At 69.2% G+C, this 21,570-nt stretch carries 20 protein-coding genes and 1 riboswitch; of the genes, 16 read left to right on the plus strand and 4 right to left on the minus strand.

Annotated elements, in window-relative coordinates:
* Window positions 1-68 precede the first annotated feature (68 nt).
* From IM697_RS15860 to IM697_RS15900, 9 genes are all read left to right on the plus strand, one after another.
* Window positions 69-2,564 (plus strand): mannose-1-phosphate guanyltransferase, encoded by a 2,496-nt coding sequence (locus tag IM697_RS15860; protein WP_194048327.1) that lies wholly within the window; start codon window positions 69-71, stop codon window positions 2,562-2,564.
* A gap of 99 nt (window positions 2,565-2,663) precedes the next feature.
* On the plus strand, window positions 2,664-3,578 hold the full coding sequence (locus tag IM697_RS15865) for a DUF881 domain-containing protein (RefSeq protein WP_194048328.1): 915 nt from the start codon (window positions 2,664-2,666) through the stop codon (window positions 3,576-3,578).
* Window positions 3,575-3,907: a small basic family protein gene (locus IM697_RS15870; RefSeq protein WP_003988855.1), complete on the plus strand. Its 333-nt coding sequence runs from the start codon at window positions 3,575-3,577 to the stop codon at window positions 3,905-3,907. The genes IM697_RS15865 and IM697_RS15870 overlap by 4 nt, the downstream gene beginning before the upstream one ends.
* 5 nt (window positions 3,908-3,912) lie before the next feature.
* A complete protein-coding gene (locus tag IM697_RS15875; protein ID WP_194048329.1) occupies window positions 3,913-4,764 on the plus strand; it encodes a DUF881 domain-containing protein in 852 nt (283 codons plus the stop codon).
* Between the two features lie 61 nt (window positions 4,765-4,825).
* A complete protein-coding gene (locus IM697_RS15880) occupies window positions 4,826-5,731 on the plus strand; it encodes an FHA domain-containing protein (protein ID WP_194048330.1) in 906 nt (301 codons plus the stop codon).
* 41 nt (window positions 5,732-5,772) lie between these two features.
* On the plus strand, window positions 5,773-6,510 hold the full coding sequence (ftsR, locus tag IM697_RS15885; protein ID WP_194048331.1) for a transcriptional regulator FtsR: 738 nt from the start codon (window positions 5,773-5,775) through the stop codon (window positions 6,508-6,510).
* 85 nt (window positions 6,511-6,595) lie between these two features.
* On the plus strand, window positions 6,596-7,069 hold the full coding sequence (locus IM697_RS15890) for a bifunctional nuclease family protein (protein WP_004002801.1): 474 nt from the start codon (window positions 6,596-6,598) through the stop codon (window positions 7,067-7,069).
* A 266-nt stretch (window positions 7,070-7,335) separates the two neighbouring features.
* Entirely contained in the window at window positions 7,336-7,995 is a 660-nt protein-coding gene (locus IM697_RS15895; protein ID WP_194048332.1) for a MerR family transcriptional regulator, read from the plus strand.
* A gap of 59 nt (window positions 7,996-8,054) precedes the next feature.
* Complete coding sequence (locus IM697_RS15900; RefSeq protein WP_194048333.1) at window positions 8,055-9,500, plus strand: DNA polymerase IV; 1,446 nt, start codon at window positions 8,055-8,057, stop codon at window positions 9,498-9,500.
* Between the two features lie 209 nt (window positions 9,501-9,709).
* Here IM697_RS15900 and IM697_RS15905 read toward each other — a convergent pair whose 3' ends face one another.
* A complete protein-coding gene (locus IM697_RS15905) occupies window positions 9,710-10,117 on the minus strand; it encodes a PRC-barrel domain-containing protein (protein WP_194048334.1) in 408 nt (135 codons plus the stop codon).
* 114 nt (window positions 10,118-10,231) lie between these two features.
* A riboswitch (glycine riboswitch) is annotated at window positions 10,232-10,327 on the plus strand.
* A 176-nt stretch (window positions 10,328-10,503) separates the two neighbouring features.
* Between IM697_RS15905 and gcvP the strand changes: the two genes are divergently transcribed.
* Window positions 10,504-13,389, plus strand: a complete 2,886-nt coding sequence (gene gcvP / locus IM697_RS15910; RefSeq protein WP_194048335.1) for an aminomethyl-transferring glycine dehydrogenase — start codon at window positions 10,504-10,506, stop codon at window positions 13,387-13,389.
* Window positions 13,390-13,478: 89 nt separating this feature from the next.
* On the opposite strand, the gene IM697_RS15915 is transcribed toward gcvP, so the two are convergent.
* From IM697_RS15915 to IM697_RS15925, 3 genes are all read right to left on the minus strand, one after another.
* Window positions 13,479-13,898, minus strand: coding sequence for a TOBE domain-containing protein (locus IM697_RS15915; protein ID WP_194048336.1), 420 nt, complete (start codon window positions 13,896-13,898; stop codon window positions 13,479-13,481).
* Window positions 13,899-13,973: 75 nt separating this feature from the next.
* Window positions 13,974-14,141: a hypothetical protein gene (locus IM697_RS15920; RefSeq protein ID WP_194048337.1), complete on the minus strand. Its 168-nt coding sequence runs from the start codon at window positions 14,139-14,141 to the stop codon at window positions 13,974-13,976.
* A gap of 52 nt (window positions 14,142-14,193) precedes the next feature.
* The gene (locus IM697_RS15925; protein ID WP_194048338.1) at window positions 14,194-14,715 is read right to left on the minus strand and encodes a hypothetical protein; all 522 of its coding nucleotides are present in this window, start codon (window positions 14,713-14,715) and stop codon (window positions 14,194-14,196) included.
* Between the two features lie 346 nt (window positions 14,716-15,061).
* Here IM697_RS15925 and IM697_RS15930 point away from each other — a divergent pair, with 346 nt between their 5' ends.
* The 6 genes from IM697_RS15930 to IM697_RS15955 all read left to right on the plus strand — a co-directional run bounded on the left by IM697_RS15930 (window position 15,062) and on the right by IM697_RS15955 (window position 21,544).
* Window positions 15,062-15,457, plus strand: a complete 396-nt coding sequence (locus tag IM697_RS15930) for an SAV_915 family protein (RefSeq protein ID WP_194048339.1) — start codon at window positions 15,062-15,064, stop codon at window positions 15,455-15,457.
* Window positions 15,454-16,788 carry a diaminopimelate decarboxylase gene (lysA, locus tag IM697_RS15935; RefSeq protein ID WP_194048340.1) on the plus strand — a complete coding sequence of 445 codons (1,335 nt, stop codon included), beginning with the start codon at window positions 15,454-15,456 and terminating at the stop codon, window positions 16,786-16,788. The genes IM697_RS15930 and lysA overlap by 4 nt, the downstream gene beginning before the upstream one ends.
* Before the next feature lie 507 nt (window positions 16,789-17,295).
* The gene (locus IM697_RS15940) at window positions 17,296-18,591 is read left to right on the plus strand and encodes an extracellular solute-binding protein (RefSeq protein ID WP_194049727.1); all 1,296 of its coding nucleotides are present in this window, start codon (window positions 17,296-17,298) and stop codon (window positions 18,589-18,591) included.
* A gap of 6 nt (window positions 18,592-18,597) precedes the next feature.
* Window positions 18,598-19,602: a carbohydrate ABC transporter permease gene (locus IM697_RS15945; protein ID WP_194048341.1), complete on the plus strand. Its 1,005-nt coding sequence runs from the start codon at window positions 18,598-18,600 to the stop codon at window positions 19,600-19,602.
* 86 nt (window positions 19,603-19,688) lie between these two features.
* A complete protein-coding gene (locus IM697_RS15950; protein ID WP_228044952.1) occupies window positions 19,689-20,453 on the plus strand; it encodes a carbohydrate ABC transporter permease in 765 nt (254 codons plus the stop codon).
* 56 nt (window positions 20,454-20,509) lie between these two features.
* Entirely contained in the window at window positions 20,510-21,544 is a 1,035-nt protein-coding gene (locus IM697_RS15955; protein ID WP_194048342.1) for an endo-1,4-beta-xylanase, read from the plus strand.
* Window positions 21,545-21,570: the final 26 nt, after the last annotated feature.

A 21,570-nucleotide genomic window follows, 5' to 3' on the forward strand; every position in this document is an offset into this window, starting at 1 on the left:
AAGTGCGGGACAATCTGGACGGGTGAAGTCGGCTAGACCGTCGTCTCTTCGAGGAGGACGCTTCCGACATGAAGGCCGTCGTGATGGCCGGAGGCGAAGGCACACGCCTTCGTCCCATGACCTCAAGCATGCCCAAGCCGCTCCTGCCGGTGGCCAACCGGCCGATCATGGAGCACGTTCTGCGGCTGCTCAAAAGGCATGGTCTGAATGAGACCGTCGTGACCGTGCAGTTCTTGGCTTCGCTGGTCAAGAACTACTTCGGTGACGGTGAAGAGCTCGGAATGGAGCTCAGCTATGCCAATGAGGAGAAGCCACTCGGTACCGCCGGAAGCGTCAAGAACGCCGAAGAGGCGTTGAAGGACGATGCCTTCCTCGTCATCTCCGGCGATGCCCTGACCGACTTCGACCTCACCGAGCTGATCAACTTCCACAAGGAAAAGGGTGCGCTCGTCACCGTCTGTCTGACGCGGGTGCCCAATCCGCTGGAATTCGGCATCACGATTGTCGATGAGGAGGGCAAGGTCGAGCGCTTCCTCGAGAAACCGACCTGGGGGCAGGTCTTCTCGGACACCGTGAACACCGGAATCTATGTCATGGAGCCCGAGGTCTTCGACTACGTCGAGCCCGATGTTCCCGTGGACTGGTCCGGCGATGTCTTCCCTCAGCTGATGAAGGAGGGCAAGCCGATCTACGGGTATGTCGCGGAGGGGTATTGGGAGGACGTCGGTACCCACGAGAGCTACGTGAAGGCGCAGGCCGACGTCCTGGAGGGCAAGGTCGACGTCGAGATCGACGGCTTCGAGCTCTCCCCGGGTGTATGGGTGGCGGAAGGTGCTGAGGTGCATCCCGACGCCGTCCTCCGTGGGCCGCTGTACATCGGGGACTACGCCAAGGTCGAGGCCGGGACAGAAATCCGGGAGCACACGGTCGTCGGCTCCAACGTCGTCGTGAAGAGCGGAGCCTTTCTGCACAAGGCTGTCGTCCACGACAACGTGTACGTCGGGCAGCACAGCAATCTGCGCGGGTGCGTCGTCGGAAAGAACACCGACATCATGCGTGCCGCTCGGATCGAGGACGGCGCGGTCATCGGTGACGAGTGTCTGATCGGTGAGGAATCGATCGTTCAGGGGAACGTGCGGGTCTATCCGTTCAAGACCATCGAGGCCGGCGCCTTCGTCAACACCTCGGTGATCTGGGAGTCGAGGGGCCAGGCGCATCTCTTCGGTGCCCGCGGGGTCTCCGGGATCCTGAACGTGGAGATCACGCCCGAACTCGCCGTGCGCCTGGCCGGCGCCTATGCGACGACCCTGAAGAAGGGCTCCACCGTCACCACGGCCCGCGACCACTCCCGTGGTGCCCGGGCGCTGAAGCGGGCGGTCATCTCCGCGCTCCAGGCCAGCGCCATCGACGTACGCGATCTGGAGAACGTACCGCTGCCCGTGGCGCGGCAGCAGACCGCGCGAGGCAGCGCCGGCGGGATCATGATCCGGACGACGCCCGGGGTGCCGGATTCCGTCGACATCATGTTCTTCGACGGGCAGGGAGCCGACCTGTCGCAGGCCAGTCAGCGGAAGCTGGACCGGGTCTTCGCCAGGCAGGAGTACCGGCGTGCGTTCCCGGGAGAGATCGGGGACCTGCATTTTCCGGCGAGTGTCTTCGACTCGTACACCGGGTCGTTGCTGCGGAACGTCGATACGACCGGGATCTCGGAATCGGGGCTCAAGGTCGTGGTCGATGCGTCGAACGGCAGTGCCGGACTCGTCCTGCCCAGTCTGCTCGGGAAGCTCGGAGTCGATTCGCTGACCATTAACCCCGGTCTCGACGAGTCCAGGCCCACGGAGTCGGCGGATACGCGGCGGTCGGGGCTGGTGCGGCTGGGAGAGATCGTGGCGTCCGCGCGGGCTGCCTTCGGGGTGCGGTTCGACCCGGTCGGTGAGCGGCTGTCGCTGGTCGACGAGAAGGGGCGGATCGTCGAGGACGACCGGGCCCTGCTGGTCATGCTCGACCTGGTGGCCGCTGAGCGCCGTAGCGGCCGGGTGGCGCTGCCGGTGACCACCACGAGGATCGCCGAGCAGGTGGCGGCGTATCACGGGACACAGGTGGAGTGGACGACGACGTCGCCCGACGACCTGACCAGGGTGGGTCGCGACGACACGACGATCTTCGGTGGTGACGGCAGGGGCGGGTTCATCGTCCCGGAGTTCAGCAGCGTCTTCGACGGTACGGCGGCCTTCGTACGGCTGATCGGGCTGGTGGCGCGGACGCAGCTCACGCTGAGCCAGATCGACGCGCGGATCCCGCGGGCGCATGTCATCAAGCGGGATCTTGCGACTCCCTGGGCGGTCAAGGGGCTGGTGATGCGCCGGGTCGTGGAGGAGGCCGGGGATCGCTTTGTCGACACGACTGATGGTGTGCGGGTCGTGGAGACCGACGGGCGCTGGGTGATGGTGCTGCCGGACCCGGCGGAAGCGGTCACTCACCTGTGGGCCGAGGGACCGGACGACGCGTCCGCGCAGGCCCTGCTCGACGAGTGGTCGGCGGTCGTGGACAGCGCAGGCCGGTAGGGCGCAGAGCACGCGCGCGTGCCGGGCAGGGTGTCCTCAAGGGGGCCTGTCCGGCACGTGGGTGGGGCCATTCGGAGGTAGTGGTCGCGGCGTGCGACGATGTGCGGCATGCCGCAGCAGCCCCCCGTTCGGAGCACACCTACGCCCCCTGCGCGCCCGGACGCGTCCATGTCGCTGCTCACGAACGTCATGGATCACAGCCTCGACGACGGGTACGCCGAGGCTGCGGCGCGCAAGAGGGCGGCCGGGGACGGGGGCCTGCCCAAGACGCTCAGGGCGAAGCTGGGGCTCGCCGTCGGCCTGGTGCTCGCCGCACTCGTGGTGACCGTGGGAGCGGCGCAGGCGCGCGTCGCGGCGCCCGTCGTAGCCAAGGAGCGCGAGGAACTGATCGACCGGATCGACCGTGAGACAACCGCGGCGGACAAGCTGGAGGACACCGTCGACGAGCTGCGCGGCGAGGTGAGCGCACGGCAGCGCGAGGCCCTGAAGACGGCGGGTGGCAGCGACGGGACCGAGCTCGTGGGCATCCTGGCGGGCGCCGTGGAGGTGCACGGGCCCGGTGTGAAGCTGGTCGTGAACGACGCCAAGGAAGCGGGCACGGACGGCGACGGCGACCCACGCGGGACGTCCGGGTTCTCCGACACCGGGCGGGTGCGTGACCGCGATATGCAGCGTGTCGTGAACGGCCTGTGGGAGTCGGGTGCCGAGGCGATCTCGATCAATGGACAGCGGCTGACCGCCCTGTCGGCGATCAGGGCCGCCGGTGACGCGATACTGGTCGACAACAAGCCGCTGGTTCCGCCGTACACGGTGCTCGCGGTGGGGGACGGGGAGCGGCTGAGCCGCAGGTTCCAGGACAGCGCCGACGGGCTGTACCTGGACGCCCTGCAGGAGAGCTTCGGGATCAGGACCAACATCTCCGTCCAGGACGACCTCCGGCTGCCCGCCGCACCGAGCGTGACCGTACGTACAGCACAGCCGAACACCGAGAACAGCGAGAAGGGCACATCGTGATCGCCGTACTGGGCCTCGTCGTGGGAGTCGTGGCCGGACTGTTGGTCCGGCCTGAGGTTCCGGCGGTCGTCGAGCCTTACCTGCCGATCGCCGTCGTGGCGGCTCTCGACGCCGTCTTCGGAGGGCTGCGGGCCATGCTCGACGGGATCTTCGACGACAAGGTCTTCGTCGTGTCGTTCCTGTCCAACGTGGTCGTGGCCGCGCTGATCGTGTTCCTGGGCGACAAGTTGGGTGTGGGGGCGCAGCTGTCCACGGGTGTCGTCGTCGTCCTCGGCATCCGGATCTTCTCCAACGCCGCGGCGATTCGCCGGCACGTGTTCCGGGCGTGAGGCCGATGAGCGACCACGACGAGACACCGGAGAACAGGTTCCGCAAGGAGCTGCCCGACGAGGTGCCGGCGGGTGCGGCCGAGGCCGAGAGGGACCCCGGGAGCGCGGTGCCGGCCGACGAGCAGCAGGACGGGCTGACCGGTCGGCAGCGGCTCGCGAAGGGGCTGTGGCCGCCTCGTGTGACCCGGGCCCAACTGATCGTCGCCCTGCTGCTGTTCGGCCTCGGGTTCGGTCTGGCCGTCCAGGTCGCGTCGAACAGCGACAGCGACACCGCTCTGCGCGGCGCACGTCAGGAAGATCTCGTTCGCATCCTCGATGAACTCGACGACCGTACTCAGCGTCTTGAGGACGAGAAGCAGGGTCTCGAGAAGCAGCGGGACGAACTGGAGAACAGTTCGAACCAGGCCGAGGAGGCCCGCAAGCAGACCATCGAGAAGGAGAGGCAACTCGGCATTCTGGCGGGCACGGTGGCCGCGCAGGGGCCCGGCATCACGATGACCATCGACGACACGAAGGGTACGGTCGAGGCGAACATGTTGCTCGACGCGATCCAGGAGCTGCGCGCCGCGGGCGCGGAGGGGATCCAGGTGAACGGCGTGCGCGTGGTCGCCGGCACGTACCTCACCGATTCCGGCAACAGCGTGAGCGTCGACGGGAACAAGATCAACGCGCCCTATCGTTTCAAGGTCATCGGCAAGCCGCAGGATCTCGAGCCGGCGCTCAACATCCCTGGAGGCGTGGTGCAGACCCTCGAGAAGGAGCAGGCCACCGTGACGATCGAGAGGTCGGACAAGATCGTCGTGGATGCCTTGCGAGCGGCGAAGCGGCCTGACTACGCTCGGTCGTCCTCCCAGTGAACCGGGGGTGCATGGGGGCCGTCCGGGGAGGGCATGAGGTTGCGGGGGGTCGGCGCACCGAATGGGTGGTGCGTGGTGGAAACTGTCTGGTGGAGACGGACGTTGTAAGGATGTCCGAGTCGGCCAGAGAGTGCAGTCAGGGTTCGTCCTGCCCCACGGGCGGGTCTGTTTCGGTCAAGGGGAATCGCCCGTGAAGTTGTTTGCGAAGTTGTTCGGCAAGAGCGCGCGAGAGGACAACGCCAACGCGACCGCTCGTCACCGCGCGCAGGGGGACGAGGATGCGCAGCGCCCGCTGTTCAGGGACCAGGTATCTGGGCCGGGCGGTGACATTTCCGGAGGTCAGGGCGCGCCGTCGGTTGACCCTGACCAGTCCGGCGGCATAGGTTTCGGGCAACCGTCAACCTCAAGTACGGGTGGAGGGTTTTCCCCGATGTCGGCCCTGGTGTGTACGAGGTGCGGTAACCGCAACGCGGAGAACAGCCGGTTCTGTTCCAACTGCGGCGCCCCGCTGCGGAGCGGTGCGGCGGCCGAGCGTCCGTCCGAGACCACCTCCACGATCTCCATCTCCGGTCTCGAGGCCTACGACGCCGAGGCCACCGGCCAGACGCCGATCCCGGCGCTGTCGCCCGAGGCCCAGGCAGCCGTCGACGCGCTGCCGCTGGGCTCCGCGCTGCTGGTGGTGCGCCGCGGGCCGAACTCGGGCAGCCGCTTCCTCCTGGACGGCGATCTGACCACGGCCGGTCGCCACCCGCAGAGCGACATCTTCCTGGACGACGTGACGGTCTCGCGTCGGCACGTGGAGTTCCGTCGCGCTCAGGACGGCTCGTTCACGGTGGCCGATGTCGGCAGTCTGAACGGCACATACGTCAACCGCGAGCGGATCGACCAGGTCGCTCTGAACAACGGCGACGAGGTGCAGATCGGCAAGTACCGGCTGGTCTTCTACGCGAGCCAGCGGGGCTACTGACCCTCCCCCGGAGCCCGTCCGGGGAGACCCAGGGAAGGTCCATGCTGAAAACACCGAGCGGCGGTGCCGGTCATGGCACCGCCGCCACGGACAGTCGGCTGATGAGCATCGGCACGGTGCTGAACGTGCTGCGCGCGGAGTTCCCTGACATCACCATCTCCAAGATCCGCTTCCTGGAGTCGGAGGGCCTGGTCGAGCCACAGCGAACCCCCTCGGGGTATCGCAAGTTCAGCGCACAGGACGTCGAGCGGCTCGGTCACGTCCTGCGGATGCAGCGGGACCACTATCTGCCGCTCAAGGTGATCCGGGAGCACCTGGACGCCATGGAGCGCGGAGAGGCGGCACCCCTGCCCACCCTGTGCCGCCAGCGGGACGGAGAAACGGTCCTGGAGCCCGTCGAGGGCCCCACGGCGGCCCGGGTAGGACGGGCCGAACTGCTGGCCGCCGCCGAGATCGGTGAGCGGGAGCTCGCGGAGTGGGAGTCGTACGGCCTGATCACCGCGCTGCCGGACGGGGCGTACGACGCGGAGGCGGTCACCGTGGCCTCGCTCGTGGTCGAGCTGGGGCGGTTCGGGATCGAGCCGAGGCATCTTCGGGCGATGAAGGCCGCGGCCGACCGTGAGGCCGGGCTCGTGGACCAGGTCGTGGCACCGCTGAGGCGGCATCGCAACCCGCAGACCAGGGCTCATGCCGAGGCGCGCGCCAAGGAGCTGGCGGGGCTCACCGTGAAGCTGCACGCCGCGCTCGTGCAGACCGCACTCGGGGTACGGCTGCCCTGAGCGGGGCATGCACAGGGAGGCCGGATCGGCCACCCGTTCTCTGCCCGACTACCCAAACGTCCCGAGCACGGCCTAGGGTTGCTGTGTGAACGAGCTCGATGTCGTAGGTGTCCGGGTCGAAATGCCCTCCAACCAACCGATCGTGCTCCTGCGCGAAGTGGGAGGCGACCGTTACCTCCCCATCTGGATCGGGCCGGGGGAGGCGACGGCGATCGCCTTTGCCCAGCAGGGCATGGCCCCCGCGCGACCGCTGACCCACGACCTGTTCAAGGACGTGTTGGAGGCCGTCGGTCAGGAGCTCACCGAAGTGCGCATCACCGACCTGCGTGAGGGCGTCTTCTACGCGGAGCTGGTGTTCGCCAGCGGCGTCGAGGTGAGCGCCCGCCCGTCCGATGCCATAGCCCTGGCCCTGCGCACCGGAACGCCGATCTACGGCAGCGACGGGGTGCTCGACGACGCCGGCATCGCGATTCCGGACGAGCAGGAGGACGAGGTGGAGAAGTTCCGCGAGTTCCTCGACCAGATCTCGCCCGAGGACTTCGGCACCAGCAGCCAGTGATAGGGCGTGGGCGGTACCCGGCGGACTTGCGGTGCGTGGGGGTGCGGTCCACAGTCGGTTACGGCGCAAAATGCCGGTATTCGCCGGCGGCGAGCGAGAGCGTCCTCAGGCCTGCTTCGAGCGCATTCGGCTAGCCTTTCCCCGCGGTGGGGTACGGGAAACCACTCCTAGGGTGATTATCACTCGGCGTGCCGAGTGTGGCGATCGTTGACGCACCCCGGGTGACTGCCTACCGTCGAGAAGGCAGGTCAAGGACGGAGGTCGGCGTGAGAAGCAGCGGCGACGGTACGGTGGGGGGTGTCCCCGAGCGCAGCCTCGGGGCGAGCGGTCCGTACCCGCTTCAAAGCGCTCTTCAGAGCAGCGCGGCCGATCACGCTCCGCAGCGACCGACGGCCGTGCCCAGCAGCGGCGGAGGGGCGGCGTCCATGGCGACCGAGCAGATCGGCTATCGCGGTCCGACGGCGTGTGCGGCCGCCGGCATCACCTATCGGCAGCTCGACTACTGGGCCCGCACCGGCCTCGTCGAGCCGAGCGTGCGGCCCGCGTACGGGTCGGGGACACAGCGGCTGTACAGCTTCCGGGACGTCGTCGTCCTGAAGATCGTCAAGCGGTTCCTGGACACCGGGGTGTCGCTGCAGAACATCCGTACCGCCGTACAGCACCTGCGGGAGCGGGGTTTTCGTGACCTCGAGCGCATGACATTGATGAGCGACGGAGCGACGGTGTACGAGTGCACGTCGCCGGACGAGGTACACGCGCTGCTACAGGGTGGGCAGGGGATCTTCGGGATCGCCGTGGGTGTGGTGTGGCGGGATGTCGAGAGCGCTTTGTCGCAGCTGCACGGGGAGCGGATCGACACGGGGGAGACGCTCATCGGGCACAACCCGGCGGACGAGCTGGCCCGGCGGCGTAACCGGGCGGTCTGAGGCCCTGAGCAGTCGGTCGTAGCAGGGCATTGTCAGTGGCGTGAGGCAGCATCGGAGATGTGAGAAACGCGCCCACGATCCTGCATCTCGACATGGATGCCTTCTACGCCTCGGTGGAGCAGGCATCCAAGCCGAGCCTGCGCGGGAAAGCCGTGATCGTGGGCGGGCTCGGGCCGCGTGGAGTCGTCGCCACGGCGTCCTATGAGGCTCGGGTATTCGGGGTGCATTCGGCGATGCCCATGGCGCAGGCGCGTCGGCTGGCTCCCAATGCCGCGTATCTCGTGCCGCGCTTCGGGATCTACCGTGAGATCAGCGAACAGGTCATGGGGCTGCTGCGGGAGCTGTCGCCGCTGGTGGAGCCGCTGAGCCTGGACGAGGCGTTCGTGGATCTGGAGGCCGGGGAGGCGGCCTGGGACGAGGCGTCGGCGCGGCTGGTGGGGGCGAGGTTGCGTGCGGACATACGGGCGGTCACCGGCCTGGCGGGGTCGGTGGGGCTTGCCGCGTCCAAGATGCTCGCGAAGATCGCCTCGGAGCAGGCCAAGCCCGATGGCATGGTGGTGATCGAGCCGGGGACCGAGCGGGCGTTGCTCGGGCCGATGTCGGCGCGGACCCTGCCGGGGGTGGGGCCGGCGACCGGAGACCATCTGCGGCGGGCCGGGATCCATACGGTCGAGGAGATCGCCGAGGCCGGGGAGGACGAGCTCGTGCGGCTGCTGGGCAAGGCGCATGGGCATGCCCTGTACGCCATGGCGCTGGCGCACGACGAGCGACCTGTGGTGGCCGAGCGGGAGACCAAGTCGGTGTCCGTCGAGGACACGTACGACGTGGACATCCACGATCGGGTTCGGGTGGGGATGGAGGTGCAGCGGCTGGCGGATCGTTGTGTGCGGCGGCTGCGGGAGGCCAGCTTGTCGGGGCGGACCATTGTGCTGAAGGTGCGGCGGTACGACTTTTCGACGCTGACCCGGTCCGAGACGTTGCGTGGACCCACCGATGATCCCGGTGTGGTGCGGGAGGCGGCCGCGCGGCTGTTGGAATCCGTGGACACGACGGGTGGCGTGCGGTTGTTGGGGGTCGGGGTGAGTGGGCTGGCCGACTACACGCAGGAGGATCTGTTCGCGCAGGCTGCGGGGGAGCGGGAGGGACGGGACGACTTGGAGGAGCGGGGGGAACAGACGGTGGGGGGCGGTGACGTCGAGCCGGTGGTTGCTGTGCGGGGGGTTGAGGGGGCTGGTGAGCGGCGGTGGCTTGCGGGGCACGATGTGCGGCATGTCGAGTACGGGCACGGGTGGGTGCAGGGGAGCGGGCTGGGGCGGGTGACCGTGCGGTTCGAGACGCCTGGGTCGGAGCCGGGGCGGGTGCGGACGTTTCGGGTTGATGATCCGGGGTTGGAGCGGGCGGAGCCGTTGCCGTTGGTGGCTGCGAGAGGGGGAGCGGATGGGGGTGGAGGTGGCGAGGTGCCTGGTGGGGCGATTGGGGCCGATGGGGCTTTGGGGGCGGGGTAGGGCTGGGAGCGGCTGAGGGGCTGAGTGTGGCTCGACCGGCGTGTGGAGTGCCGTGGGGGTTGGGCCGCTCGTCCGCGCCGACGGAGGGGCCGCTGCGCCCACCCGTGCCGCCCCAGCGGCACGACTGCCCGCGGCTGTGTCGGTTCGAGTGGCCGAGGTGCTGAAGCCGTGGGTCGAGCTGTCGGCGGCTACCTGCGCGGAACGGGGTTCTATGGGCGGGTATGTGGTGTTCTCGGGTCGTTGTCGTCCGGGGAATCCGTGGAGGCCAGGGTGCCGAAGTCCCGGTCAGGCGGCGGGGGTGGGGACGCTACGTCCAGGCCGTAGTGGTGGTAGAGCTGTAGTTCCTGTTCGGGGGAGAGGTGGCGGCCTACGCCGAAGTCGGGGGCATCCTTGATCAGGGTGCGGTCGAAGGGGACGTGGAGGGTGCCCTCCACCAGTTCGCTGGGCTCCAGGGGGACGAAGGCGTCCCGGGAGAACAGGCCGGTGCGTATCGCCGCCCATTCCGGCACTCCGGTCGCGTCGTCGAGGTAGACCTCGTCGATGGTGCCGATCTTGGTGCCGTTGCGGTCGAAGGCCTTGCGGCCGATCAGGTTGCGCGGATCGATGTCGGTCTGCACGGGCCCTCCACTTGGTCGCAAGTCATCCGTAAGCACTACGAAAAGGCAGATTGGTGAGAGCGGCCACTCGAAGGCCCGTGCGTCGGCCTCGCTGGTAGTCTTTCAAGCGGCTGCTGACCCCGTGCGGGAGAGTCCTCCGGACACCATCGGAGGCGCCGAAGGAGCAAATCCTCCCCGGAATCTCTCAGGCCCACGTACCGCACGGACGAGGTCACTCTGGAAAGCAGGGCGGGTGTCGACGGCTTCCGCTCTCACCGACGGTGAAAGCCGGAGGCCCTCGGGCGATCCGGTGAAGCTCTCAGGTTGAGATGACAGAGGGGGAGGCCGTCCGGGTACCCGCGCCGTGGTGCCCCTCGAAGGTCGCGTCAGACCAGGAGGCCTCCGCAATGACCGCCCACCGCATTCCGCTCTCCGAGCTCGAACAGGGGATTCCCTTCGAGCAGCGTCACATCGGCCCCGATCATGAGGCTCGGGCCAAGATGCTCGCCCAGGTCGGGTACGGCTCCCTCGACGAGCTCACGGCCGCCGCGGTACCTGATGTGATCAAGAACGCCGACTCTCTCGATCTGCCGGGAGCGCGTACCGAGGCCGAGGTGCTCGCCGAGCTGCGATCTCTCGCCGACCGCAACCAGGTGCTGGACTCGATGATCGGGCTCGGGTACTACGGGACCTTCACGCCGCCGGTCATCCTGCGGAATGTCATGGAGAACCCTGCCTGGTACACCGCATACACGCCGTATCAGCCCGAGATCTCGCAGGGGCGGCTCGAGGCGCTGCTCAACTTCCAGACCATGGTCGCCGACCTCACCGGGCTGCCGACCTCCGGTGCCTCGCTGCTCGACGAGGGGACCGCCGCGGCCGAGGCCATGGCGCTGTCCCGGCGGATGGGCAGGAACAAGAAGGGGCTGTTCCTGGTCGACGCGGATGTGCTGCCGCAGACCGTCGCCGTGATCGAGACCCGTGCCGAACCTGCGGGCGTCGAGGTCGTCGTCGCCGACCTCAGCGGCGGTATCCCGGCCGAGATCGCCTCTCGTGAGATCAACGGCGTGCTCCTTCAGTACCCGGGAGCCTCCGGTGTCGTACGGGACATCAAGGCCGTCATCGACCAGGCCCATGAGCTCGGCGCCCTCGTCACCGTCGCCGCCGATCTGCTCGCGCTCACGCTGCTGAAGTCGCCCGGAGAGCTCGGGGCGGACATCGCGGTCGGTACGACGCAGCGGTTCGGTGTGCCGATGGGCTTCGGCGGGCCGCACGCCGGCTACATGGCCGTACAGGAGAAGTTCGCGCGCAGCCTGCCCGGGCGGCTCGTGGGCGTGTCCGTGGACGCCGACGGGAACAAGGCGTACCGGCTGGCTCTGCAGACGCGTGAGCAGCACATCCGGCGGGAGAAGGCGACCAGCAACATCTGCACCGCTCAGGTGCTGCTCGCCGTGATGGCCGGCATGTACGCCGTGTACCACGGGCCCGAGGGGCTCAGGAGCATCGCCCGGCGGACCCACCGCTACGCCTCGATCCTCGCCGCGGGGCTCACCGCGGGCGGTGTCGAGGTCGTGCACGGCTCCTACTTCGACACGCTCACCGTGCGCGTGCCCTCGAAGGCCGCCGAGGTCGTCGCCGCCGCCCGGCAGAACGGCGTCAACCTGCGCCTCGTCGACGCCGACCACGTGTCCGTCGCCTGCGACGAGACCACCGCGCGGGCCCAGCTCGGGGCCGTATGGACGGCGTTCGGCGTTGAGGGGGACATTGAGGCGCTGGACGCGGCGACCGAGGACGCCGTTCCGGGCGCGCTGCTGCGCACCGACGACTACCTCACCCACCCCGTCTTCCACCAGCACCGCTCCGAGACCGCGATGCTGCGCTACCTGCGCAGGCTCGCCGACCGCGACTACGCGCTCGACCGCGGCATGATCCCGCTGGGCTCCTGCACCATGAAGCTCAACGCGACCACCGAGATGGAGCCGGTCACCTGGCCGGAGTTCGGGCAGCTGCACCCCTTCGCGCCCGCCGAGCAGGCGCAGGGCTATCTGACGCTCATCCGTGAGCTGGAGGAACGTCTCGCCGAGGTCACCGGCTACGACAAGGTGTCCCTCCAGCCCAACGCCGGCTCGCAGGGTGAGCTGGCCGGGCTGCTCGCCGTGCGCGGGTACCACCGAGCCGGCGGCGACGAGCAGCGGACCGTGTGTCTGATCCCGTCCTCCGCGCACGGTACGAACGCCGCCAGCGCCGTCATGGCCGGCATGAAGGTCGTCGTCGTGAAGACCGCCGAGGACGGCGAGATCGACGTCGAGGACCTGCGGGCCAAGATCGAGCAGTACCGGGACGAGCTCGCGGTGCTGATGATCACGTACCCGTCGACGCACGGCGTGTTCGAGGAGCACGTCGCCGACATCTGCGCGCAGGTGCACGACGCCGGCGGGCAGGTGTACGTCGACGGCGCCAACCTCAACGCGCTGGTGGGCCTGGCCAAGCCGGGGCACTTCGGCGGTGACGTCTCGCACCTGAACCTGCACAAGACCTTCTGCATCCCGCACGGTGGCGGAGGCCCGGGCGTCGGTCCGGTGGCGGTGCGTGAGCACCTCGCGCCCTATCTGCCCAACCATCCGCTGCAGCCCGCCGCCGGGCCCGAGACGGGCGTCGGCCCGATCTCGGCCGCGCCCTGGGGCTCCGCCGGGATCCTGCCGATCTCGTGGGCGTACGTCCGGCTCATGGGCGGCGAGGGGCTGAAGCGGGCCACACAGGTGGCCGTGCTGTCCGCCAACTACATCGCCAAGCGCCTCGAACCGCACTACCCCGTGCTGTACAACGGCCCGGGCGGGCTCGTCGCGCACGAGTGCATCATCGATCTGCGGCCGCTGACCAAGGCCACCGGAGTTAGCGTCGACGACGTCGCCAAGCGGCTGATCGACTACGGCTTCCACGCGCCGACGATGTCGTTCCCGGTGGCCGGGACGCTGATGATCGAGCCGACCGAGTCCGAGGACCTGAGCGAACTCGACCGGTTCTGCGAGGCGATGATCGCCATCCGCGCGGAGATCGAGAAGGTCGGGTCGGGCCAGTGGCCCGCCGAGGACAACCCGCTGCGGAACGCTCCGCACACGGCGGGCGCGCTGGGCGGTGAGTGGGAGCACGCGTACGGCCGTGAGGAGGCCGTCTTCCCGGCCGGGATGTCGGCCGCCGAGAAGTACTGGCCGCCGGTGCGCCGCATCGACCAGGCCTTCGGCGACCGGAACCTGGTGTGCTCCTGCCCGCCCCTGGACGCCTACGAGGACTGAGCGTCACAGGAGTCGCAGCAGGGGGTCGCGGCAGACGAAGCGAAGGGCTGTGTCCGGCCGGGAGTGGTCGGGCGCAGCCCTTTGTCGCGTCATGCCGTCGTCAGGGCCACCTCGGTCGCCTCGATGAGTGCCACGACCGGGACGCCGGGGGACAGGGCGAGGTCGGTGGTGGCGTCCCTGGTGACGGCCGCGGTGAGGGCGCCGCCCTCGACCTCGATGTTCACCGACGCCATCGCGCCGCCGGTGGCGATGCCGGTGACCGTGCCCGGGAGCCGGTTGTGGAGGGGCAGGTCCTTGGCCGGGGCGGTGGCGAGGGCGATGTGGGTCGCGGTCACGAGGGCGTTCACGGCGGTGCCTTCGGCCAGGCCGAGCTCCTCGACGGCCGACGGGGCGACCGCGGCGGTGAGGTCCTGGCCACCGGTGAGATGGACGTCGACCATGGCCATGGCCTCGCCCGGAGTGATGGCCGTGATCGTGCCGGGGAGCTGGTTGCGGATGCTCAGGCTCATGGGGACGCCTCGTGTGGTGCAGCTTGCCGTGGTATGCGGCTTTTGCCTCCCATTTTGCCTCCCACCGTAATCGCGCTACGGCCTCATCGGGGTGGGTGCGGGCGGGAACTTGAGGCCGGGGTTGGCCGTGAACTGGACGAGGGGGTGACCGCCGCCCTGTCCGCCCGCACCGTGGGCGAGCTGGCCGAGCTGACGCTGGACCTGCCGGCTCCGACGGGCGCTGGCCGGCGGGATCCGGGACATCGAACACGCCAGGGTCAGAACACGCCGGTGGGCCCTCCCCGGCGCACCCCGTTCAGACGATCCCGGACGACCTGAGCACCGCCCGCGCCTCCGCGTCGTCGATCTGCAGCCGCAGTCGCTCCAGTACGTCGATGCCCTCGCGCAGCGTCCCGCTCGCACGTGAGCGGCGTACTCCGGTGTCCAGCTCGTGCCACAGCAGAGGGTTCTCGACGAGGATCCGCGGATCCAGTTCCAGGCGGCGGCCGTCCGCATCGCACAGGGTCAGGTGTGTCGCCAGGTCGCCGTACTGTCGCACGGTCACCAGCTGGTCGGTGCGCACCGCCTGACGCCGTACCAGGCCGCGCACGGCGAGCCAGCCCGGGCCGGCGGTCACGCGCTGGGGGAGCAGGATCGTGAAGAGTACGGCGGTCATGACCAGCCACAACATGGCGCGCGGCGGTGTCAGGGTGTGCCCGTCCCAGTCGACCACCAGGGTCATGCCGCAGAAGAGCAGCGCGCAGCCCGCGGCGAACCGGGCGCCGTCACGCCAATGGCGGTCGCCGGTCGGGCACGGGCGCGGTCTGCTTCCGTCCACAGTGCAGACCGTAGGGGGACCAGGCGTCCGAGCGGATGCGGCTGACGCTGCTCTGACGCCTTACGGCTCATCGTTGACGCGATCCCGATGGCCGCGGCCGGTTCAGCCGGTGTGCAGAGGGCCGCCAGGACCGGTCGCGGGAACCTGCGGAGGGCGGGCAAGCCCCCGGCGTCAGCAACCCGTCAGCGTCCGGCCGATCGCCGTCAGTATCGCGTCATGAGGCGTCCGTAACCCCGGGACACCGGGCATAGCGTCAGTGGCACGCCCCGGCTCGCCTCCCCGCGTCCGGGGCCGTCAAGCCCTCGACGGACCGAATCCGGTCCAGCTCGGATCTCCCGGAGGCCCCATGACGGACATCCTGTACGACGAAGACCCGGAGCCCTCTGATCGGTTCCCGGCCGGCCCTCTGTACGTTCCGGTCCGGCCGGGACCGGCCGCCTGCGCGGCCCGCCTCTTCCGTACGCCCATCGGCGACCGTACGGCCGTGGGGTTCACCTCGCGGCGGAAACTGACCGCGACCCTCGGCCCCGACCAGTCCTGGATCCGGCTCGCCGAGCCCGCCCTGCGCTCCCTGACGGCACCGCTCGGTGTCACCACCGTCACGGTGGATCCCCGGTTCTGCGCACCGCCCACGCCGTCCGACGCGACGCACGCAGAGCAGCCCGTCGGTCCCCGTCTTCCTGACGGCGCTTGGGACTTTCGTGCTCTGCGTGTGGATGGGCCGAGGGGGGTCGTGCGATGACCGCAGTTCACGAACCGGCCGTGACCCCGGCGGCCGACGCGCTTTCGGTGTGGCCCGCCTCGGCCGTCGAACCCCGCGACGGCGAACTCGCCGTCGGCGGCGTGGCGCTCGCCGAGGTCGCCGACCGCTTCGGCACCCCTGTCTACGTCATCGACGAGGGCGAGGTCCGCGAGCGCTGCCGTACCTACAGGCATGTCTTCCCCGAGGCCGAAGTCCTGTACGCGGCCAAGGCGTTCCTGTGCCGGGCCATGGTCCACTGGGTGGACGAGGAGGGCCTGGGCCTGGACGTCTGCTCGGCCGGTGAGATGGAGCTCGCCGTCACCACCGGCTTCCCGCCGGAGAAGATCGTGCTGCACGGCAACGCCAAGTCCCCGCGCGATCTGGACACCGCGCTGCGCCTCGGGATCGGCCGTATCGTCATCGACAGTCCGTCGGAGATCGCCCGGCTGGCGGCGGCGGTCGGGTCCGACGGTCGTCAGAAGGTGATGGTCCGCGTGGTGCCCGGCATCAGCGCCGGCGGGCACGAGAAGATCCGCACCGGCAGTGAGAGCCAGAAGTTCGGCCTGTCCATCAGGGACGGGTACGCACAGCACGCCATCGCCCGGATCCTGGACCAGGCGCAGCTCGAACTCACCGGCCTGCACTGCCACTTGGGCTCGCAGATCACCAGCGTCAAGCCGTACCTCGCCGCCGTACGCCGTATGGTCGGCCTGATGGCCCGGCTGTACGAGCAGCACGGCCTGGTGCTGCCCGAACTCGATCTGGGTGGCGGCCACGGCATCGCCTACCGCCCCGGCGAGCCCGCCCTGGACCTCATCACGCTGGCCCGCAAGGTGCGTGCCGAACTCGGTGAGGCGTGTGCGGCGGCCGGGCTCACCGTGCCCCGTCTCATCATCGAGCCGGGGCGCGCCATCGCGGGTCCGGCCGGGATCGCTCTCTACCGCGTCCTCGCGGTCAAGCGGACCGGCGCGCACACCTTCGTCGCGGTGGACGGCGGCATGAGCGACAACCCCCGGCCCGCCCTGTACGGGGTGCGTTACGCGCCCCGCCTCGTGGGCCGGCACAGCGCCGCCGCGACGGGTCCGGTGTCCGTGGTGGGCCGGCACTGCGAGGCGGGCGACATCCTCGCCGCCGATGTCGAACTTCCCGACGACATCCGCCCCGGGGACCTGCTCGCCATCCCGGCCGCCGGCGCCTACCACCTGTCCATGGCCTCCGGTTACAACATGGTCGGCCGCCCGCCGGTGGTCGCCGTGGACGACGGCCATGCGCGGCTCCTGGTCCGCCGCGAGTCGCTGGAGGACATCCGCAGCAGGGACGTGGGCCTGTAAACCGAGGCCCGCCCCCGAATGGCAGTGGCGCGTCCCGTGCCCTTGTCGCGCCCCATGCCTGCCCTTACAGGTTTCGTTCCGTAATGTTCGTCGGTCAGATCGAATGTTTCGGCCGCGGAGGACGGCTGAAGCATATGCGGGCCTACGACCCCCGTCATCGGCGGCTTCAATCCCGCCCCGGCGCCGCATCTCCACCGCGTCGGCGGCTGGTGGTGCCTGATGCTCGCCGACGGCGGGTCGTCGGCCGGGTCGTGGGCGTGTGGGTCACCGAGCGCAGCGCCGGCGTTCGACTGGTTCGTGTGCGTCCCCCAGGGGGTCGCGCCAAGCCGTGACGGCCGTCGGCGGGTTGACCCGTCAGATTCACCGCGTACAAGGGGTTGCCACCGTTTGGGAGCTGTCTCTAGGGTGCGGCAGCAACGCAGCTTTCTGGATCCATTACGAAACTTTCGATCCAGGCGATCCGGTGGACGGCCATGGACGAGCCGTCCCGTACCCAAGGAGCGCATGATGGGCGACCCGGGACTGTCCCGCAGAGGCTTCCTGGCGGCCTCCGCCGCGGCCGGTGTGGGCGTGACGGCACTGAGCGGTTGCGGCGGCGACTCGGACGGAGGGTCGTCGGACGGCACGACCACCATCGAGTGGTGGAACATCTCCACCACCGAGCCGACGAAGAGCGTGTGGGCGGCGCTGGCCAAGAAGTTCGAGGCCCAGAACCCCAAGGTGAAGCTGAAGATCGTTCAGCTGGAGAACGACGCCTACAAATCGAAGATGACGGCGCTGATCGCCTCCGGGAAGCTCCCCGACATCTTCCACACCTGGGGCGGTGGCGTCCTCAAGCAGCAGGTCGACGCCGGGCTGGTCGAGGATCTCACGGACCGTACGAAGGACTTCGCCGACGGCCTGCTGCCGGTCGCGAAGGAGCCGTACCTCCTCGACGAGAAGGTGTACGGCATCCCGTTCGACATAGGCATGGTCGGTTTCTGGTACAACAAGGCGCTCTTCAAGGACGCCGGCATCACCGAGCCGCCCACCACCTGGAGCGGCTTCCTCGACGCCGTACGGAAGTTGAAGGCCAAGGGCATCACCCCGCTGGCCCTGGCCGGCAAGGAGACGTGGACCGGCATGTACTACTGGGCCTACCTCGCGATGCGCACCGCCGGCGCCGCCGCCGTGCAGAAGGCGTACGACGACAAGGACTTCACCGGCGACCCCTTCGTGCAGGCCGGTCAGCACCTCCAGGAACTCGTCGACCTCCAGCCGTTCCAGAAGGGCTTCCTCGGCGCCGCCTACTCCAGCCCCACCGGCCAGGGCGCGACCGTCGGCAACGGCAAGGCGGCGATGGAACTCATGGGCCAGTGGGCGCCGGTCGTCCAGGCCGACGTCGGCAAGGGCCTCGGCGACGACCTCGGCTTCTTCCCGTTCCCTGCGGTCGACGGCGGCAAGGGCACGATCACCGAGGTGTTCGGCGGGGGCGGCGGACACGCCCTGCGCAGCGGGGCTCCCCAGGAGGCCGTCGACTTCCTGAAGTTCTTCGCCTCCGAGGCCACGGATCTGGAGCTGGTCAAGAAGACCGGGGCCCTGCCTGTGGTCCCGGCCGCCGAGAGCGCCATCACCGACCCCAACATCAAGGCCGTACAGGCACAGTTGAAGGGCGCCACCGGCTTCCAGCTCTATCTCGACCAGGCCTACGCGCCCGCCGTCGGCCAGGAGGTCAACGACAGCGTCGGCGCGCTCATCGCCGGGTCCAAGTCACCGCAGCAGGTCACCGAGTCGATCACGAAGACCGCGAAGGAAGAGCAGTAGCCGGCGATGACCTCCACGTTCCTGCCGTCCGCCGACAAGCGGCCCGGCCCCGGTGTCGACCGTCCGCCCCCGACCGCGGACGCGGCTCGGGGGCGGGCCCGGCGGCGCGTGCTGCACTGGCTCAGCGCGGTCGGGTTCCAGGTGCCCGCCCTGGTGCTGTTCCTCGTCCTGGTGCTGCTGCCGATGCTGTTCGCCGTGTACGCGGCCTTCTTCCGCTGGGGCGGCTTCGGCATGCCGTCCGACTACATCGGCGGCGACAACTTCACCCGGCTCTTCCAGGACCCGGTCTTCCTGGGAGACCTGTGGCGCTGCCTGCTCCTGGTGGTGCTGTCGCTCGCCATCCAGCTGCCGTTCGCGCTCGCCATGGCCGTGCTGCTCAACCAGAAGCTGCGCGGCCGGGCCTTCTACCGGATGCTGTTCTTCGGGCCGTACGTCCTGTCCGAGGCCATCACCGGCGTCCTGTTCGGCATGATCTTCGCCCCCGGCGACGGCCTCGCCGACCAGATCCTGGGCGGCATCGGCCTCGACGGCCTCGGCGGTGAGTGGTTCGCCGACCAGTCCACCGTCATGGCCACCCTGTTCCTGGTCATGACGTGGAAGTACTTCGGCTTCCACATGATGCTCTACCTGGCCGGACTCCAGTCCGTCCCCGCCGAGTTGACCGAGGCCGCGCTCATCGACGGCGCGAACGCCTGGCAGCGCTTCCGAAGCGTCACCCTGCCGCTGCTCGCGCCCACCCTCAGGATCAGCGTGTTCCTGTCCGTGATCGGGTCGATCCAGCTCTTCGACCTGGTCTGGGTGACCACGGCGGGCGGACCCGACCATCACTCGGAGACCATGGCCGTGACCATGTTCCAGTACGGCTTCAAGCGCTACCAGGTCGGCTACGCCAGCGCGATCAGCGTGGTCATGTTCGGCATCAGCCTCGTCTTCGCCCTCGCCTACCAGCGGTTCGTGCTCCGCCGCGACCTCGAAGGAGCCACCACCACGATGCGGGGAGGCGCCAAGTGACGGCCAGGTCGGGCAGGAAGGCCGGCGGGAAGACCGGCAGGAAGAGCCTGCCCCTGCATGTGATCCTCGTGGTGGTCGGCGCGGTGATGGTCGTGCCGCTGCTCTACGCCACGCTGTCCGGCTTCAAGTCCACCGACGAGCTCTCCCGCAACCCGGTCGGCCTGCCGGAGTCGTGGGTGACCGGCAACTACACGGGGATCCTCGGCTCGGGGGACTTCTGGCGGCTGATCGGCAACAGCACCCTGATCGCGGTGGGGACCACCGTCCTGGTCGTGGCCGTCTCCGCGCTCTCGGCGTTCTCCTTCGCGCGCTTCGCCTTCCGCGGCCGCGAGACGCTGTTCACCCTCTTCACCCTGGGCCTGATGTTCCCCTTCGCGGTGGCGGCCCTGCCCCTGTTCCTGCTGCTGCGTTCCCTGGGCCTGCTGGACAACCCGCTCGGCGTGATCCTCCCGCAGGCCGCCTTCGGGCTGCCGATGACCATCATCATCCTGCGCGGCTTCTTCCGGCAGATCCCCGGCGAGTTGGAGGAGGCGGCCACGCTCGACGGGTGCAGCTCCTTCGGGTTCTTCTGGCGGGTGCTGCTGCCCATGGCCCGGCCCGCGCTGGGCACCGTCTCGGTCCTCGCCGTCGTCACCAGCTGGAACAACTTCTTCCTGCCGCTGCTGGTGTTCACCGACTCCACCTGGTGGACCATCCCCATCGGCGTCCAGCAGTTCCAGGGCCAGTACTCCGCGGAGTACGCCCGCGTCTTCGCGTACCTGGTGCTGGCCATGGTCCCCGCCCTCGCCTTCTACTCGGTCGCCGAGCGCCAGCTCGTCGGCGGCCTCACCGCCGGCGCGACCAAGGGATGACGCGCGCGCAGGCGGACGTACGGCTCACCCACCACCACCTCGTGAGGAGTCGCACCATGCGCAAGAACCGTCTCAGACTCGTCGGCGCCCTCGCGGCCGCCCTGGTCGCGGTCGCCGGCACGCCCGCCCAGGCGGGTCACCAGCAGCCCACCCTCGCCGACCTCGCGCAGCGCCACGGCCGCTACTTCGGCAGCGCGACCGACAACCCCGAACTCGTCGACGAGCCGTACAAGGCGATCCTCGGCAGCGAGTTCGACCAGATCACCCCGGGCAACGGCATGAAGTGGTACGCCACCGAACCCGAGCAGGGCGTCTTCGACTTCTCCCAGGGCGACGAGATCGTGAACCTCGCCCGCGCGGGCCACCAGAAGGTGCGCGGCCACACCCTCGTCTGGCACAGCCAGCTGCCGGGCTGGCTCACCGACCGCGAGTGGACGGCGACCGAGCTGAGGGCCGTGCTGAAGAAGCACATCCAGACCGAGGTACGGCACTACCGGGGCAAGATCTACGCCTGGGACGTCGTCAACGAGGCGTTCAACGAGGACGGCACCTACCGCGAGACGATCTTCTACAAGACGCTCGGCCCCGGCTATATCGCCGATGCCCTGCGCTGGGCCCACCAGGCCGACCCGAAGGCACGGCTCTACCTCAACGACTACAACGTCGAGGCGGTCGGACCGAAGAGCGACGCCTACTACAAGCTGGCCAAGCAGCTCAGGGCCCGGGGCGTCCCGCTGCACGGCTTCGGCCTGCAGACCCATCTGGCGCTCCAGTACGGCTATCCGACCACGCTGGAGGACAACCTGCGCCGGTTCGCGCGGCTCGGCCTGGACACGGCGCTCACCGAGGTCGACGTACGGATGGAGCTGCCCGCGACCGAGGAGAAGCTGGCCCAGCAGGCCGAGTGGTACCGGGACATGACCGAGGCGTGCCTGGCGGTGCGCCGGTGTGTGGGGATCACGCTCTGGGACTACACGGACAAGTACTCGTGGATCCCGGCGTTCTTCCCGGGCGAGGGAGCCGCCCTGCCGTGGGACGAGGAACTGCGGCCGAAGCCCGCGTACTTCGCGCTGCGGCAGGCGCTGAGGTAGGCCGCGGCCGCCGTGCGTCACGGGCG

Origin of the sequence: Streptomyces ferrugineus, from assembly GCF_015160855.1 — a bacterium.
Classification (GTDB): Bacteria; Actinomycetota; Actinomycetes; order Streptomycetales; family Streptomycetaceae; genus Streptomyces; species Streptomyces ferrugineus.

Coding starts and splice junctions, on each gene's coding strand:
- IM697_RS15860 (WP_194048327.1), top strand. CDS start 69: ATGAAGGCCGTCGTGATGGCCGGAGGCGAAGGCACACGCCTTCGTCCC.
- IM697_RS15865 (WP_194048328.1), top strand. CDS start 2,664: ATGTGCGGCATGCCGCAGCAGCCCCCCGTTCGGAGCACACCTACGCCC.
- IM697_RS15875 (WP_194048329.1), top strand. CDS start 3,913: ATGAGCGACCACGACGAGACACCGGAGAACAGGTTCCGCAAGGAGCTG.
- IM697_RS15880 (WP_194048330.1), top strand. CDS start 4,826: ATGGGTGGTGCGTGGTGGAAACTGTCTGGTGGAGACGGACGTTGTAAG.
- ftsR (WP_194048331.1), top strand. CDS start 5,773: ATGCTGAAAACACCGAGCGGCGGTGCCGGTCATGGCACCGCCGCCACG.
- gcvP (WP_194048335.1), top strand. CDS start 10,504: ATGACCGCCCACCGCATTCCGCTCTCCGAGCTCGAACAGGGGATTCCC.
- IM697_RS15915 (WP_194048336.1), bottom strand. CDS start 13,898: ATGAGCCTGAGCATCCGCAACCAGCTCCCCGGCACGATCACGGCCATC.
- IM697_RS15920 (WP_194048337.1), bottom strand. CDS start 14,141: ATGTCCCGGATCCCGCCGGCCAGCGCCCGTCGGAGCCGGCAGGTCCAG.
- IM697_RS15930 (WP_194048339.1), top strand. CDS start 15,062: ATGACGGACATCCTGTACGACGAAGACCCGGAGCCCTCTGATCGGTTC.
- lysA (WP_194048340.1), top strand. CDS start 15,454: ATGACCGCAGTTCACGAACCGGCCGTGACCCCGGCGGCCGACGCGCTT.
- IM697_RS15940 (WP_194049727.1), top strand. CDS start 17,296: ATGGGCGACCCGGGACTGTCCCGCAGAGGCTTCCTGGCGGCCTCCGCC.
- IM697_RS15945 (WP_194048341.1), top strand. CDS start 18,598: ATGACCTCCACGTTCCTGCCGTCCGCCGACAAGCGGCCCGGCCCCGGT.
- IM697_RS15950 (WP_228044952.1), top strand. CDS start 19,689: ATGGTCGTGCCGCTGCTCTACGCCACGCTGTCCGGCTTCAAGTCCACC.
- IM697_RS15955 (WP_194048342.1), top strand. CDS start 20,510: ATGCGCAAGAACCGTCTCAGACTCGTCGGCGCCCTCGCGGCCGCCCTG.